At 73.5% G+C, this 14,524-nt stretch carries 14 protein-coding genes; 10 read left to right on the top strand and 4 right to left on the bottom strand.

The window, feature by feature from the left end; all coding sequences use genetic code 11:
- Positions 1-86: 86 nt before the first annotated feature.
- The 6 genes from ACIQU4_RS21955 to ACIQU4_RS21980 all read left to right on the top strand — a co-directional run bounded on the left by ACIQU4_RS21955 (position 87) and on the right by ACIQU4_RS21980 (position 6,418).
- Positions 87-992, top strand: coding sequence for a Rossmann-like and DUF2520 domain-containing protein (locus ACIQU4_RS21955; RefSeq protein ID WP_385573498.1), 906 nt, complete (start codon positions 87-89; stop codon positions 990-992).
- Positions 989-1,990: a pantoate--beta-alanine ligase gene (gene panC / locus ACIQU4_RS21960; RefSeq protein WP_403733241.1), complete on the top strand. Its 1,002-nt coding sequence runs from the start codon at positions 989-991 to the stop codon at positions 1,988-1,990. Before ACIQU4_RS21955 ends, panC begins: the two co-directional genes overlap by 4 nt.
- Positions 1,987-3,720 carry an L-aspartate oxidase gene (locus ACIQU4_RS21965; RefSeq protein WP_403733243.1) on the top strand — a complete coding sequence of 578 codons (1,734 nt, stop codon included), beginning with the start codon at positions 1,987-1,989 and terminating at the stop codon, positions 3,718-3,720. The genes panC and ACIQU4_RS21965 overlap by 4 nt, the downstream gene beginning before the upstream one ends.
- A gap of 41 nt (positions 3,721-3,761) precedes the next feature.
- Positions 3,762-4,718: a carboxylating nicotinate-nucleotide diphosphorylase gene (gene nadC, locus ACIQU4_RS21970; protein ID WP_403734027.1), complete on the top strand. Its 957-nt coding sequence runs from the start codon at positions 3,762-3,764 to the stop codon at positions 4,716-4,718.
- On the top strand, positions 4,718-5,527 hold the full coding sequence (locus tag ACIQU4_RS21975; RefSeq protein WP_403733246.1) for a type III pantothenate kinase: 810 nt from the start codon (positions 4,718-4,720) through the stop codon (positions 5,525-5,527). Before nadC ends, ACIQU4_RS21975 begins: the two co-directional genes overlap by 1 nt.
- 153 nt (positions 5,528-5,680) lie before the next feature.
- Positions 5,681-6,418: a GntR family transcriptional regulator gene (locus ACIQU4_RS21980; protein ID WP_403733249.1), complete on the top strand. Its 738-nt coding sequence runs from the start codon at positions 5,681-5,683 to the stop codon at positions 6,416-6,418.
- A gap of 46 nt (positions 6,419-6,464) precedes the next feature.
- Here ACIQU4_RS21980 and ACIQU4_RS21985 read toward each other — a convergent pair whose 3' ends face one another.
- Positions 6,465-6,674, bottom strand: a complete 210-nt coding sequence (locus ACIQU4_RS21985; protein WP_403733252.1) for a hypothetical protein — start codon at positions 6,672-6,674, stop codon at positions 6,465-6,467.
- Between the two features lie 108 nt (positions 6,675-6,782).
- Here ACIQU4_RS21985 and ACIQU4_RS21990 point away from each other — a divergent pair, with 108 nt between their 5' ends.
- Both ACIQU4_RS21990 and ACIQU4_RS21995 read left to right on the top strand, forming a co-directional pair.
- Positions 6,783-7,904: a DUF5937 family protein gene (locus tag ACIQU4_RS21990; RefSeq protein ID WP_403733254.1), complete on the top strand. Its 1,122-nt coding sequence runs from the start codon at positions 6,783-6,785 to the stop codon at positions 7,902-7,904.
- 169 nt (positions 7,905-8,073) lie between these two features.
- Positions 8,074-9,630, top strand: a complete 1,557-nt coding sequence (locus ACIQU4_RS21995; protein WP_403733257.1) for a M28 family metallopeptidase — start codon at positions 8,074-8,076, stop codon at positions 9,628-9,630.
- A 47-nt stretch (positions 9,631-9,677) separates the two neighbouring features.
- Here the strand turns inward: ACIQU4_RS21995 and ACIQU4_RS22000 are convergent, their stop codons facing one another.
- Complete coding sequence (locus ACIQU4_RS22000) at positions 9,678-10,661, bottom strand: SAM-dependent methyltransferase (protein WP_403733260.1); 984 nt, start codon at positions 10,659-10,661, stop codon at positions 9,678-9,680.
- A 107-nt stretch (positions 10,662-10,768) separates the two neighbouring features.
- Here ACIQU4_RS22000 and ACIQU4_RS22005 point away from each other — a divergent pair, with 107 nt between their 5' ends.
- Entirely contained in the window at positions 10,769-11,971 is a 1,203-nt protein-coding gene (locus ACIQU4_RS22005) for a sensor histidine kinase (protein ID WP_403733262.1), read from the top strand.
- Positions 11,972-11,988: 17 nt separating this feature from the next.
- Positions 11,989-12,657: a response regulator gene (locus tag ACIQU4_RS22010; RefSeq protein WP_403733265.1), complete on the top strand. Its 669-nt coding sequence runs from the start codon at positions 11,989-11,991 to the stop codon at positions 12,655-12,657.
- A 13-nt stretch (positions 12,658-12,670) separates the two neighbouring features.
- Here ACIQU4_RS22010 and ACIQU4_RS22015 read toward each other — a convergent pair whose 3' ends face one another.
- Entirely contained in the window at positions 12,671-14,011 is a 1,341-nt protein-coding gene (locus ACIQU4_RS22015; RefSeq protein ID WP_403733269.1) for a PH domain-containing protein, read from the bottom strand.
- Positions 14,008-14,499: a PH domain-containing protein gene (locus ACIQU4_RS22020; protein ID WP_403733271.1), complete on the bottom strand. Its 492-nt coding sequence runs from the start codon at positions 14,497-14,499 to the stop codon at positions 14,008-14,010. Before ACIQU4_RS22020 ends, ACIQU4_RS22015 begins: the two co-directional genes overlap by 4 nt.
- Between the last annotated feature and the right edge of the window lie 25 nt (positions 14,500-14,524).

Below are 14,524 nucleotides of genomic sequence, written 5' to 3' on the forward strand. Positions count from 1 at the left end.
CGCCGACCGGCCAACACGCCCAGGGGCTAGCATGGCGGCGTATCGTCCGGTACCCCCCGCGGACTGGAACGGAAGGCCTTCCCCGCGTGAATTCATCCCAGCAACCGCGCCCCGCCCGGCTCACCGTCGGCGTCGTCGGCGCAGGCCGGGTCGGCCCCGCGCTGGCCCGCGCGCTCCAGCAGGCCGGGCACCGGCCGGTCGCCGTCTCCGGCGTCTCCGACGCCTCCCGCCGGCGCGCCGCGCGGATGCTGCCCGACGTGCCGCTCGTACCGCCCGCGCAGGTGCTGGAGCTGGCCGACCTGGTGCTGCTGACCGTGCCCGACGACGCGCTGCCGGCCCTCGTCGAGGGGCTCGCGGAGACCGGCGCGGTCCGGCCCGGCCAGCTCCTCGTCCACACCTCCGGGCGGTACGGGACCGCCGTGCTGGACCCGGCCCGGCGCGCGGGCGCGCTCCCGCTGGCCCTGCACCCCGCGATGACCTTCACCGGCACCGAGGTGGACGTGCAGCGGCTCGCCGGCTGCTCGTTCGGCGTCACGGCCCCCGAGGAGCTGCGGCTCGCGGCCGAGGCCCTCGTGATCGAGATGGGCGGGGAGCCCGAGTGGATCGCGGAGGAGAACCGTCCGCTCTACCACGCGGCCCTCGCCCTCGGCGCGAACCACCTGGTCACCCTGGTCGCCCAGGCCATGGAGCTGTTGCGCAAGGCCGGGGTCGAGCACCCCGACCGGATGCTCGGCCCGCTGCTCGGCGCGGCCCTCGACAACGCCCTGCGCTCGGGTGACGCCGCGCTGACCGGCCCGGTGGCCCGCGGCGACGCCGGTACGGTCGCCGCGCACATCACGGAGCTGCGCAAGCACGCCCCGGCGTCGGTCGCCGGATACCTGGCGATGGCCCGCACCACCGCCGACCGGGCCCTCGCCCACGGCCTCCTCAAGCCCGAACTCGCCGAGGACCTCCTGGGCGTACTCGCCGATCCCGAGGGTGGGGACCAGTGACCGACCTGCTGCTGATCGACACCGCCGAGGAGCTGCACAAGCTCCCGCGGACCGCCGAGGGCCCCCGCGCCGTCGTCATGACCATGGGCGCCCTCCACGAAGGCCACGCCACCTTGATCCGTACGGCCCGCGAGCGGGCCGGGGAGAGCGGCCAGGTCGTGGTCACCGTCTTCGTGAACCCCCTCCAGTTCGGCGCGAACGAGGACCTCGACCGCTATCCCCGCACCCTCGACGCCGACCTGGAGATCGCCCGGGCGGCCGGAGCCGACGCCGTGTTCGCCCCGGCCGCGGACGAGGTCTACCCCGGCGGCGCCCCCCAGGTGCGGGTCAGCGCCGGCCCGATGGGCGAGCGCCTCGAAGGGGCCACCCGGCCCGGCCACTTCGACGGCATGCTGACCGTGGTCGCCAAGCTGCTCCACCTCACCCGTCCCGACCTGGCCCTGTACGGCCAGAAGGACGCGCAGCAACTGGCCCTGATCCGGCGGATGGTGACCGACCTGAACTTCCCCGTCGAGGTGCTCGGCGTACCGACCGTCCGCGAGGAGGACGGGCTCGCCCTGTCGTCCCGCAACCGGTACCTCTCCGCCCAGGAGCGCCGCACCGCCCTGGCCCTCTCGCGCGCCCTGTTCGCCGGGCAGGACCGGCTCGCCGCGCAGGCCGCGCTGCGCGCCCGCGCCGAGGCATCCCCGGCCAGCGACGAGCGGGCCACCGCCCTGGCCCGGCTCGGCGAGATCCGCTCCGCCGCCGACGCGCACGCCGTGTCCGCCGCGGGCACCGGGCTGCCGGACGCCGTACGGGCCGCCGCCCGGCACCTCCTGGAGGAGGCGGGCCGGCACGATCCGCCGCTGGTGCTGGACTACCTGGCGCTGGTGGATCCGCAGGACTTCACCGACGTCCGCCCCGACTTCACCGGGCAGGCCGTCCTGGCCGTCGCCGCCAAGGTGGGGACGACCCGGCTGATCGACAACATCCCATTGGAGTTCGGAGCACACACGTGAGCACCCCAGGCACAGGCACCGCCGGCACCGGCATACGGCTGCACGCCAACGCCCCCGGCTGGGCCGTCGACGCCGACGTCGTGGTCGTCGGCTCCGGCGTCGCCGGCCTGACCGCCGCACTGCGCTGCGCCGCCGCGGGCCGCCGCACGGTCGTGGTCACCAAGGCCCGGCTCGACGACGGTTCCACCCGCTGGGCGCAGGGCGGGATCGCCGCGGCCCTCGGGGAGGGCGACACCCCCGAGCAGCACCTGGACGACACGCTGGTAGCGGGCGCCGGGCTGTGCGACGAGGCCGCCGTACGGCTCCTGGTGACCGAGGGGCCGGACGCCGTGCGCCGGCTCATGGCCACCGGCGCCGTCTTCGACACCTCCGCCGAGACCGGCGAGATAGAGCTGACCCGTGAGGGCGGACACCACCGCCGCCGGATCGCGCACGCGGGCGGCGACGCCACCGGCGCGGAGATCTCCCGCGCGCTGGTCGAAGCCGTCCATCGGGCGGGCATCCGTACGGTCGAGAACGCGCTCGTACTGGACCTCCTGCAGGACGCCCGGGGCCGTACGGCCGGGGTCACCCTGCACGTCATGGGCGAGGGCCAGCACGACGGCGTCGGCGCCGTCCACGCGCCCGCCGTGATCCTGGCGACCGGCGGCATGGGCCAGGTCTTCTCGGCCACCACCAACCCGTCGGTCTCCACCGGCGACGGGGTCGCGCTCGCCCTGCGGGCCGGGGCCGAGGTCTCCGACCTGGAGTTCGTGCAGTTCCACCCGACCGTGCTCTTCCTCGGTCCGGACGCCGAGGGCCAGCAGCCGCTGGTGTCGGAGGCGGTCCGCGGCGAGGGCGCGTACCTGGTCGACGCCGACGGCGTCCGCTTCATGCAGGGGCAGCACGAGCTGGCCGAGCTGGCGCCGCGCGACATCGTCGCCAAGGGCATCATGCGCCGCATGCAGGAGCAGGGCGCGCAGCACATGTACCTGGACGCCCGGCACTTCGGCGCGCGGATGTGGGAGCAGCGCTTCCCGACCATCCTGGCCGCCTGCCGCACCCACGGCATCGACCCGGTCACCGAGCCCATCCCGGTCGCGCCCGCCGCGCACTACGCCTCCGGCGGCGTACGGACCGACCTGCACGGCCGGACCACCGTCCCCGGCCTGTACGCGTGCGGCGAGGTGGCCTGCACGGGCGTGCACGGCGCGAACCGGCTCGCCTCCAACTCCCTGCTGGAGGGGCTCGTCTTCGCCGAGCGGATCGCCGCCGACATCGCCGGCGGCGCGCCCGCCGGCAGCGGCCCCGGCATCCCGGTCCCCGCGACCGGCCCGCTCCAGCCCGCCGAGGCGCGGTACGAGGTGCAGCGCATCATGACGGACGGCGCGGGCGTGCTCCGCTCCGCCGAGTCCCTGAGCAGGGCGGCCGCCGCCCTGGAGAACCTCTACACGACGGCCCTCACGGCGCTGGAGACGGACGGCAAGACCGCCGTGCCCGGCACCGAGACCTGGGAGGCCACGAACCTGCTGTGCGTGGCCCGCGTGCTGGTCGCCGCCGCCCTGCGCCGCGAGGAGACCCGCGGCTGCCACTGGCGCGAGGACCACCCCGACCGGGACGACGCCGCCTGGCGCCGCCACCTCGTCGTCCGGCTGTCCGCCACCGAGAGGCGGGCCCTGGTCGTCACCCCCACCGACTCCGCGGGCTTTCCGTCCGTACAGCACCCCCTGAGCCAGGAGCAGTCATCGTGAGCACCCCCGAACAGCACGAGCACGACCACGAGCACGCGGAGCTGCCGCTCCTCGACCAGTCCGCGGGCGGCGGCTGCGGCGACGACTGCGCGTGCGGCGACGGCGAGGAGAGCGGCCTGGACCCGGCGCTCGCCCAGCTGCTCGCCGACGCGGGCCTGGACCCGATCGAGGTCGAGGACATCGCCCACATGGCGATCTCCGAGGACCTGGACGGCGGGGTCGACGTGACGACCGTGGCCACCGTCCCCGAGGACGCCGTCGCGCACGCCGACTTCACGGCGCGCGAGGCGGGCACGGTCGCCGGCCTGCGCGTCGCCGAGGCCGTCCTCTCGGTCGTCTGCGAGGACGAGTTCGAGGTCGAGCGGCACGTCGAGGACGGCGACCGCGTGCAGCCCGGCCAGGTGCTGCTGACGGTCAAGGCCCGCACCCGGGACCTGCTGACCGGCGAGCGCAGCGCGCTGAACCTGCTCTGCCTGATGTCGGGCATCGCGACGGCGACCCGCGCGTGGGCCGACGAGCTGGAGGGCACCAAGGCGAAGGTCCGTGACACCCGCAAGACCACGCCGGGCCTGCGCTCCCTGGAGAAGTACGCGGTGCGCTGCGGCGGCGGCGTCAACCACCGCATGTCGCTGTCGGACGCGGCGCTGGTCAAGGACAACCACGTGATCGCGGCGGGCGGTGTCGCGGAGGCGTTCAAGGCCGTCCGCGAGCAGTTCCCCGACCTGCCGATCGAGGTCGAGGTGGACACCCTCCAGCAGGTGCGCGAGGCCCTGGACGCGGGCGCGGACCTGATCCTGCTCGACAACTTCACGCCGATCGAGACCGAGGAGGCCGTCGCGCTCGTCCACGGCCGCGCGGTACTGGAGTCCTCGGGCCGCCTGACCATGGCCAACGCCCGCGCGTACGCGGAGACGGGCGTGGACTACCTCGCGGTCGGCGGGCTCACGCACTCCTCCCCGATCCTGGACATCGGCCTGGACCTGCGCGAGGAGCGGTAATGCTGCTGACCATCGACGTCGGCAACACCCATACCGTGCTCGGCCTGTTCGACGGTGAGGAGATCGTCGAGCACTGGCGCATCTCCACCGACCCGCGCCGGACGGCCGACGAGATGGCCGTCCTGATGCAGGGCCTGATGGGCATGCACCCGATGCTCGGCAGCGAGCTCGGCGACGGCATCCACGGCATCGCGATCTGCTCGACCGTCCCGTCGGTCCTGCACGAGCTGCGCGAGGTGACCCGCCGCTACTACGGCGACGTCCCCGCGGTGCTGGTCGAGCCCGGGATCAAGACGGGCGTGCCGATCCTGATGGACAACCCGAAGGAGGTCGGGGCGGACCGCATCATCAACGCGGTCGCCGCCGTCGAGCTCTACGGCGGCCCGGCGATCGTGGTCGACTTCGGTACGGCGACCACCTTCGACGCGGTGTCCGCGAAGGGCGAGTACGTGGGTGGGGTGATCTCCCCGGGCATCGAGATCTCGATGGAGGCCCTCGGCGTACGGGGCGCCCAGCTGCGCAAGATCGAGCTGGCGCGGCCGCGCAACGTCATCGGCAAGTCCACGGTCGAGGCGATGCAGTCGGGCGTGGTCTACGGCTTCGCCGGGCAGGTCGACGGGGTCGTCGCGCGGATGGCCAAGGAGCTGGCCGGCCCGCAGGGCGACCCGGGCGACGTCCGGGTGATCGCCACCGGCGGCCTGGCGCCCATGGTCCTCGGCGAGTCCTCGGTCATCGACGACCACGAGCCGTGGCTGACGCTGATCGGACTGCGCCTGGTCTACGAGCGCAACGCGCCGAACTTCGACTGAGGCCGCACGCGCGCCGCACGCGCGCCGCTTGTCCGCGACCGGCGGGCAGGCGGCGGTGTGGCGCTCGTCTCACTCCTCGCCGTTCTGAAGACTCGGGTTCGACCTGATGAATTAGCTTGAGCCCAACTCGTCGACAGGTACAGGACGGCTCATATGGCCCGTGATACGGCGTACTTGAAGGTGGCCGACTCGCTGCGGGCGCGGATCAGGGCCGAGGAGTGGCCCGTCGGCGCCAAGTTACCGTCGCGGTCCCGGTTCGCCCGGGAGTACGGGGTCGGGCAGAGCGTCACGCAGCGCGCGCTGGAGCTGCTGATCATCGAGGGGCTCCTGGAGGGCCGCGCGGGCTCGGGCACCTACCTGTGCGCGCCGCGCGAGCGGCTGCGGATAGTCCGCTCCCGGCGGCGCCGCCGGGCCGGGCTCGGCGGTGGCGGCCTGACGTGGGAATCGCATTCCGCGGCCCGTACGCCGGCGCCCGAGCGGATCGCGCAGCGGCTGGCCGTCGCGCCGGGAGACCCGTGCGTGCACACCACGTACGAGTTCCTGGCCGAGGGCAGGCCGGTGGAGATCTGCGAGTCCTGGGAGCCGATGGCGGTCACGGACGGCACTCCGGTCGTCCTGCCGGAGGCGGGCCCGTTCAAGGGCGCCGGGGTCATCGTGCGGATGCGCTCGATCGGCGTTCTGGTCGCCTCGGCGCTGGAGGTCCCGCGCCCCGCGCGCGCGAACCAGACGCAGGCCAATCTGCTCGGCATCAGCGTCGGCGAGCTGATCACCGAGATCGAGCGGACGTACTACGCGGTGGACGGCCGGGCCGTGGAGACCGCCGACATCGTGGTCGCGGACCGGCGCTCGGAGATCGCGTACGAGATCGACTTCCACCCCGGGGACCGCTGACCGGGCCGCGCCACCGGCGGCACCACCGGCCGCGTTGCCGGCCGCGTCACCGGGCTCCGTGCGCGTGGGTCAGCCGGCGCAGGGCGGCCCACCAGGGGTGCCGGGCCTCCCGGCCGTCGAGGACGGCCCGGAACTGGGCGTACGTACGGGCCGAGCGCAGGACGGCGACGTCGCCCCGGCCCGGCGGCGGGGGCATCGGCTCGCCCAGCTGGGACGCCCGGTAGGTGTCGATGAGGTACTGCTCGATCGCTGTCATGCCTCCACCCTGAACCTGGTCGGGCCACCCCGCACGACGATTGACGCTCCCCGTCAATCGATCCGTGTCCGTCCAGGTCACGGGCCCGGGACAGGTCAGAATGGCCCGATGAGCGTCACCATCGACATCGCCGGGCTCCCCGCGGAGCGGATCCGTTTCACGCCTTCTGCGCTCTCCGAGCTCTGCATGACGCTGCACGCCCTCTCGCAGCCCGCCCACCACCCCGGCCTGGCCTCCTGGACCACCGCCACCGCCGCCGCGCTGGACCCCTGCCTCGCGGACCGGCTGCTGGAGGGCGATTTCATGTGGCGCAGCTCCTTCTCCGACATCTTCATGGCCTTCGCGGGGATCCCCGGCGGCAGCGGCCTGCCCGCCGCGACCCTGGCCGAGGAGCTCGACGTACTCGACCGGATGGACGACGAGCGGTTCGTGATGGCCGCCCTGGAGCACTGCTGGCTGGCGCTGTACAACGAGGGCGGCGGGCCCTCCCCGCTGAAGAACCCGCAGGCCAGGGCCAAGGCGCTGGAGACGGCCGCCGCGCGCGGCCCGCGCCAGCTGGACTTCTCGCTGCGGCTGCTGGACGACACGGCCTCGGTACGGGTGTGGCTGCGGCGGCTCCTGGAGGACTGCGACGAGGCGTTCTTCGCGGAGACCTGGCGGCGGATCGAGCCGCAGCAGAGCGCCGACGCCCGGCACAAGACCGAGGTCCTGCGCCGCAAGGGGCTGGCGGCGACGCTGCACGAGGTGTCGAGCGCGCTGAGCGTCGACGAGGCCGCGACCACCATCACCGCCGACAAGATGGTCCACGGCTCGGCCACCGCGACGGACCCGGAGATAGGCCCCGGGCTGGTCTTCGTGCCGACGAACTTCGGGTGGCCGCACCTGCTGGTGCTGCACGCGCCCGGCTGGGTGCCGGTGGTCCACTATCCGATCCGCTCCCCCGAACTGCCCGAGCCGGGCTCGGTGGAGCTGCTCCAGCGGCGGATGGAGGCGCTGGCGCATCCGATGCGGATGATGCTGTGCCGGAGCCTGGCACGCGCCCCGTACACGACGAGCGAGCTGGCGACGGTCCACGGGATCACGGCGCCGGAGGTGTCGCGGCACCTGTCGGCCCTGAAGAAGGCGGGCCTGCTGCACACCTGGCGCCAAGGTCGGTACGTCCAGCACCAGTTGGACCTGGGTGTCGTCGCCCGGATCGGCTCGGAGTTCATCGAGGGCATCCTGCGCTGACGGGTGGCCGGATATCGACGGCAGCTTTCACCGGTATGCGGAGGTCAGCACCCGGAATCAGCGAAACCTCTGGCGAGATCGGCCCCATGGTCTATACCGTGCGTCCACCGCGCACCACTGACGCCCGACCGTCCGCCTGTCTGCCCGTACTTGTCGTGGAAGGACCTTCATGCCCTCACGCCGTATAGCCGCAGCAACCGCCGCCCTGGCCGCCGCGGCCCTCGTCTCCCCGCTGATGCTCGCCGGGCCGGCCGGTGCCACCGGCAGCCCGCAGAGCGATGCCGCGCGGGGTGAGGCACTGGCCCGGAAACTGGTCAAGGACGCGACCGGCAAAGGCGCCGACAACCACCTGAAGGTCTTTCAGGCCATCGCCGACTACAACAAGGGCACGCGCGTGGCCGGTTCGAAGGGGCACGTGCAGTCCGCGCAGTACGTCGAGGCCGTGATGCGGGCGGCCGGCTACAAGGTCTCGAAGAACGAGTTCGACTTCGTGTACGTCGAGACGATCGCCGAGAAGCTGAAGGTCAACGGCGCGGGGCACGAGCGCGACATCCCGATCAAGCTGATGACGTACACGGCGAGCGGCCCCGAGGACGGGGTGACCGCGCAGATCGCCGTCGCGCCGGTGGACGCGGACGGTACGAACGGCTGCGAGCCCGGCGACTTCGCCGCGGGCGCCTTCACCGGCAGGATCGCACTGGTCAAGCGCGGCGGCTGCACCTTCGCGGTCAAGCAGGCCAACGCGGCGGCGGCCGGGGCGGTCGGCGCGATCATCTACAACAACACCGAGGGCGCCCTCAACGGCACCCTGGGCGACGCGAACGCGGGCAAGGTCCCGACCGGCGGCCTCTCCCGGGCAGAGGGCGAGCGGCTGGCCGCCGAGGCGACGGCCGGGCCGGTGGAGGTGACCCTCGACATCCGCGAGTTCCGGGAGAACCGCAAGACGTACAACGTGATCGCGGAGACCCGGGGCGGCGACGAGAACAACACCGTCTTCCTCGGCGCGCACCTCGACTCGGTCGCGGCGGGCCCGGGCATCAACGACAACGGATCGGGCTCGGCCGGCATCCTCCAGGTCGCGCAGCGCCTCGCGAGCAGCCAGAACAAGATCAAGAACAAGGTCAAGTTCGCGTGGTGGTCGGCGGAGGAGTTCGGCCTGCTGGGCTCCGAGGCGTATGTCGGCGGGCTGAGCGACGCGCAGAAGAAGCAGATCAGGCTGTACCTGAACTTCGACATGATCGCCTCGCCGAACGCCGCGTACTTCGTCTACGACGGCGACGACTCGGACAAGGTCGGCTCGGGCCCGGGGCCGGAGGGCTCGGCGCAGCTGGAGAAGGGCATCACCGACTTCCTCGACGCGCAGAAGATCCCGCACGAGGGGTCCGACTTCACGGGCCGCTCGGACTACGGTCCGTTCATCGAGGCGGGCATCCCGTCCGGCGGTACGGACACGGGCGCCGAGGGCATCAAGACGGCGGCGCAGGCGGCGAAGTTCGGGGGCCGGGCGGGGATCGCGTACGACGTGAACTACCACGGCAAGGGCGACGACATCACGAACATCGACCAGAAGGCGCTGGACATCAACGTGGACGTGATCGCGAACGCGGTCGGCCACTACGCGTTCGACCTGGCCCCGCTGTCGAAGCCGGTCCCCTCGACCCCGACCACGGGCGGCGCCGCGGGCGGCGGCCTGCGCCCGGGCCACGACCACGAAGCCACGCAGTAGTCCGCGGGTCGGGTCCGCTGCGCGGGGCCCCCGCGCGGCGGGACCGGTCAGACCGGCCAGGAACGCACGCCGACCGGCTGGACCAGCCAGGCGAAGTCGCCCAGGCCGCCGCGGGCGGTGAGTTCCGCCGCCTCGCCGGCGCGGGCGAGGGCGCGGACGTACCCGGCGGGGTCCGTGGACGCCAGGGCCAGCGGGGGGCGGGCCCCCGAGACCCCGAGAAGGCCCAGCGCCTCGCGCTGCGAAACCAGCACGGCGCCCGGCCCCGCGCACGCGTCCAGCGCCACGTGAGCCGTCACGTCGCAGGTGCCGTCCGGCACGGGCTCGACCTCCCGCCCCCCGCGGAAACCCGTCAGGGTGCCGTAGGGGGGGCGGGCGTCCCGGGTGTGGGCGTAGTCCACCGCCACCGCCAGGCCGCGCGACACCGAGCGCACGGCCCCCGCCCACGCCTCGTCCCGCCCCCGCCCGATCTCGGCCCGGCCGGGCCCCGGCCACCACCGCTCCAGCCACGCCCGGTCCGCGCCGTCCACCACCGGCCCGCGGGTCTGCGCACCCTCCGCGTCGACCAGTACGTAGTGCCCGTCCTCCGCCACGTCCAGCGGTACGTTGTCCAGCCACTCGTTCGCGAACAGCAGCCCCCGCGCACCCTGCGGCGGCTCCGGCACCCACCGGATCCGCGGATCGAGCGCGGCCGGCCGCTGCGCCCGCTCCACCGCCCACGCCCGTACCCGCCCCGCGACCTCCGCCGGCAGCGCGCCCAGCACCCCGGTCAGCAGCTCCCCGCGCCCGGCCCCGACGTCGACCAGGTCCAGCTCCCGCGGATGCCCGAGCTCCGAATCCACCCACCGCAGCAGCCGTGCCACGGCCCCCGCGTACAACGGCGAGGCGTGCACGGACGTACGGAAGTGCCCGGCCGGCCCCGGCCCGCCCGGCCGTACGTAGAACCCGCCCGGCCCGTACAGCGCGGCCTCCATCGCGGTCCGCCACCGGACCGGAACCGGAACCGCGTCCTTGACTTCTCCCTCGGTCCTCATCCCCGAAAGGTTAAGCTCGGCCTCCACCTTGGGGAGTACACCTCCGTCACACGGATCGCACCTGTGGTTGACTCCAGCACCTATCTCCTTTGCCTACTCTGGGTTACGTGCAGCGCCTCTACGACTTCCTCCGCAGACACCCGACGGGCGTCGACAGCTTCTGGGCTGTCCTCCTGTGCGGGATCGCGATGCTGGAGGTCGCCGACAACGGCGTCAACAGCGCCACCACGAAGCTGATCGCCGTCCCTTCCGTGATCGCGATGGGCCTCGTCGTGGCCCTGCGCCGCAAATGGACCCGGCCGATGTTCTGGCTTGCCGTCGGCGTCGGGGTCTACAAGCTCCTCACCCACACCGACACGAACATGGCCGACTTCGGGATGCTGATCATCCTGTACACGGTCGCCGCCTCGGCCGAGATCTCGCGCCGGATGTCCCGTGCCGCGCTCGCCATCGGGTTCACCGCCGCCCCGCTCTACGCCCTGCGCTTCCACGTGGACAAGGGCGACACCTCGTCCAACGTCTTCTTCACCCTGTTCGCCATCGTCCCGTTCGTCCTCGCCTGGGTGCTCGGCGACTCCCTGCGCACCCGCCGGGCCTACTACGCCCAGCTCGTCGAGCGGAACCAGCGCCTGGAGAAGGAGCGCGAGGCCCAGGCCAAGGTGGCCGTCGCCGCCGAGCGCGCCCGGATCGCCCGCGAACTGCACGACGTCGTCGCGCACAACGTCTCGGTGATGGTGGTCCAGGCCGACGGCGCCGCGTACGTCATGGACGTGGCCCCGGAGCAGGCCAAGGAGGCCCTCCAGACCATCTCCGGCACGGGCCGCCAGGCCCTGGCCGAGATGCGCCGGCTGCTCGGCGTCCTGCGCACCGGGGAGCCCCAGGAGTCCGAGGACTACGTGCCCCAGCCCGACGTGGAGCAGATCGAGGTCCTCGTCGAGCAGGTACGGGCGGCCGGGCTCACGGTGGACTTCGAGGTCGAGGGCGCACCGCGCCGGCTGCCCACGGGCGTCGAGCTCACCGCGTACCGGATCGTGCAGGAGGCGCTGACGAACACCCGCAAGCACGGCGGCCCCGACGCCAGGGCGAGCGTCCGGCTGGTCTACTTCGACGACGGGCTCGGTCTGCTGGTCGAGGACGACGGCCGGGGGGCGGCCCACGAGCTGTACGAGGACGGCGGCGCCGACGGCGCCGGGCACGGGCTGATCGGCATGCGCGAGCGGATCGGCATGGTCGGAGGAACCCTGGACGCGGGCCCGCGTCCCGGCGGCGGCTTCCGGATCAGCGCGCTTCTCCCGCTCAAGAAGAAATGACGAGGTCGAGGTAACTGATGTCCATCCGAGTGATGCTGGTCGACGACCAGGTACTGCTGCGCACGGGCTTCCGCATGGTGCTCGCCGCCCAGCCGGACATGGAGGTCGTCGCCGAGGCCGGCGACGGCCTGGAGGCGCTGGAGGTGCTGCGGTCCACGAAGGTGGACGTGGTGCTGATGGACGTCCGGATGCCGAAGCTCGACGGGGTCGAGGCCACGCGCCGGATCTGCGAGCGGGACGAGCACCCCGATGTGATCATCCTGACCACCTTCGACCTGGACGAGTACGCCTTCTCGGGGCTGAAGGCGGGCGCGAGCGGGTTCATGCTGAAGGACGTGCCGCCGGCGGAGCTGCTGGCCGCGATCCGCTCGGTGCACAGCGGTGACGCGGTGGTGGCCCCGTCCACGACCCGGCGCCTGCTGGACCGCTTCGCGCCGATGCTGCCGACGAACACGCAGGAGCCGCAGAACAAGGAGATCGAGCGGCTGACGGAGCGCGAGCGCGAGGTCATGCTGCTGGTGGCCCAGGGCATGTCGAACGGCGAGATCGCCGCCCGCCTGGTCCTCTCCGAGGCCACCGTCAAGACGCACGTGGGCCGCATCCTGACCAAGCTGAACCTGCGCGACCGCGTGCAGGTGGTCGTCCTCGCCTACGAAACGGGGCTGGTCCGCGCCGGCGGCGCCTAGGGGTCACCGCCGGTCAGGTCATCCAGCGGTCCGGGCGGGCGTCCGCGCGGGAGGTGCGGGAGCGGGCCGCCTGGGCGTCCAGCAGCTCGGCGGCCCCGGCCGCCGGGCGCAGACGGGCCGTGACCGTGCCGTTGGCGCCGGTGTCCACATGGACGTCGGCGAGCCCCTGCACCCGTTCCCACGGGCCCTGGGTGAGCCGGACGCTCTGCACCTTGGCGTGCGGGACGATCTCCGTACGGCGGCACAGCAGCCCCTTGCGGGCGGCGAACACGTCCGCGGAGACGGCCAGGGCGTACCCCCTCCACCACACCGGGACCACCCACCGCGACCCGGTCTTCGGGGACCGGCCGAAGGCGAGGGCGGCCAGGTCCACGCCCGGCAGCACCCGGGCGACGACCGCCTGGGCGGCGGCCCGCGAGGCCACCGGGACCAGGACCCCGTTCTTCGAGCCGGCCACCGCCAGCTCCACCCGTACCCAGTCCAGGCGCCGCCACAGCAGCGGCTCCACGATCCGTACGGTCTGCACCCGCCCCGGCGGCACGGTCTCGTGGGCCCGGTCCAGCAGCCCGTGGTCGAGGCGCAGCCCGTCGGGGGACTCGGCGACCCGCCAGTCGAACTCGGTGAGGAAACGGCCCGCCGTGCCCGACCAGAGCCCGCCCAGCATGGGCAGCATGGTCCCGATCGTCGCCCAGGGGTTCCCGCTGAACCACCACACGGCGACGGGCACGCCCAGCCCTGCGATCAGCGCACCCCACGCCGAGAGCGTGAGCAGCAGCGACACCACCAGGTCCCGGGGGCGGACGCGCAGCAGCTCCTGCTGCGGGGCCTCGCCGAGCAGGGCCGCCTCCGCGGGCGCGAAGCCGGCCGCCCGGGCCAGCAGCTCGGCGCGCAGCGCGACGGCCTCGCGCTCGTCGAGGAAGGCGAGCTCGTCCTTGTCCTCGGTGCCGATCACGTCGAGGCGCAGCTTGGCGACGCCGGCGACCCGGGCCAGCAGCGGCCGGGTCACGTCGATCGCCTGGATGCGGTCGAGGCGGATGTGCGCGGTGCGCCGGAAGAGCAGTCCGCTGCGGATGCGCAGCTCGGTGTCGGTGACCGCGTAGTGGGTGAACCACCAGCTCAGGAACCCGTACACGCCGAACACCACGACCAGGGCGGCCAGGGCGAGGGCGCGCAGGGTCACGGAGAGCCCGCTCGCCCACCGCTCGACCTGGTCGGCCTGCTGGACGACGACGCCGACGGTCGCGGCGATCGGCACCCACGCCCGGCGCAGCGGCGTGAGCAGGTGCAGCCGGCGCTCGACGGCGGACGCGGCTTCGGGCACGGTGGCCGCTTCAGCGGCCGATTCGGCGGTCACAGGCCCGCCGACCTTGCCTCGCCGAGCTCCGTCAGCCGGTCGCGCAGCCGCTGCGCCTCGGCCGGGACCAGCCCCGGAATCTTGGCGTCAGTGGCCGCGGCCGCCGTGTGCAGCTGTACGGAGGCCAGCCCGAAGCGCCGCTCCAGCGGCCCCGAGGTCACCTCGACCAGCTGCATGCGCCCGTACGGGACCACGGTCTGCGCCCGCCACAGCACCCCGCGGCTGATCAGCAGGTCGTCGGCGCGCTCGGCGTACCGCCAGGACCGCCAGTTGCGGCCGAGCAGCACCCAGCCCCAGACCAGGGCGACCAGCCACACCGCCCCCGCGGCCGCCCACCCCGGACCGGCCGTCAACCCCAGCAGCACCGCGGTCCCCGCGGCGAGCGGCACCGCCCAGATCACCAGCAGCAGCCGCCGCAGCCTGAGCAGCCCGCCCGGGAGCCCCACCCACTCGGGCCGGCTCGTCTCACCCGAAGTCCCCGTTTCCATGGCCCCAGCGTAGGGGGGCGGCGCG

This window comes from Streptomyces sp. NPDC090741 (assembly GCF_044769045.1).
Classification (GTDB): domain Bacteria; phylum Actinomycetota; class Actinomycetes; order Streptomycetales; family Streptomycetaceae; genus Streptomyces.

Bases quoted from the DNA above. Each gene is read 5' to 3' on its own strand.
- ACIQU4_RS21975 (WP_403733246.1), top strand. From the start codon at position 4,718: ATGCTGCTGACCATCGACGTCGGCAACACCCATACCGTGCTCGGCCTG.
- ACIQU4_RS21980 (WP_403733249.1), top strand. From the start codon at position 5,681: ATGGCCCGTGATACGGCGTACTTGAAGGTGGCCGACTCGCTGCGGGCG.
- ACIQU4_RS21985 (WP_403733252.1), bottom strand. From the start codon at position 6,674: ATGACAGCGATCGAGCAGTACCTCATCGACACCTACCGGGCGTCCCAG.
- ACIQU4_RS21990 (WP_403733254.1), top strand. From the start codon at position 6,783: ATGAGCGTCACCATCGACATCGCCGGGCTCCCCGCGGAGCGGATCCGT.
- ACIQU4_RS21995 (WP_403733257.1), top strand. From the start codon at position 8,074: ATGCCCTCACGCCGTATAGCCGCAGCAACCGCCGCCCTGGCCGCCGCG.
- ACIQU4_RS22000 (WP_403733260.1), bottom strand. From the start codon at position 10,661: ATGAGGACCGAGGGAGAAGTCAAGGACGCGGTTCCGGTTCCGGTCCGG.
- ACIQU4_RS22010 (WP_403733265.1), top strand. From the start codon at position 11,989: ATGTCCATCCGAGTGATGCTGGTCGACGACCAGGTACTGCTGCGCACG.
- ACIQU4_RS22020 (WP_403733271.1), bottom strand. From the start codon at position 14,499: ATGGAAACGGGGACTTCGGGTGAGACGAGCCGGCCCGAGTGGGTGGGG.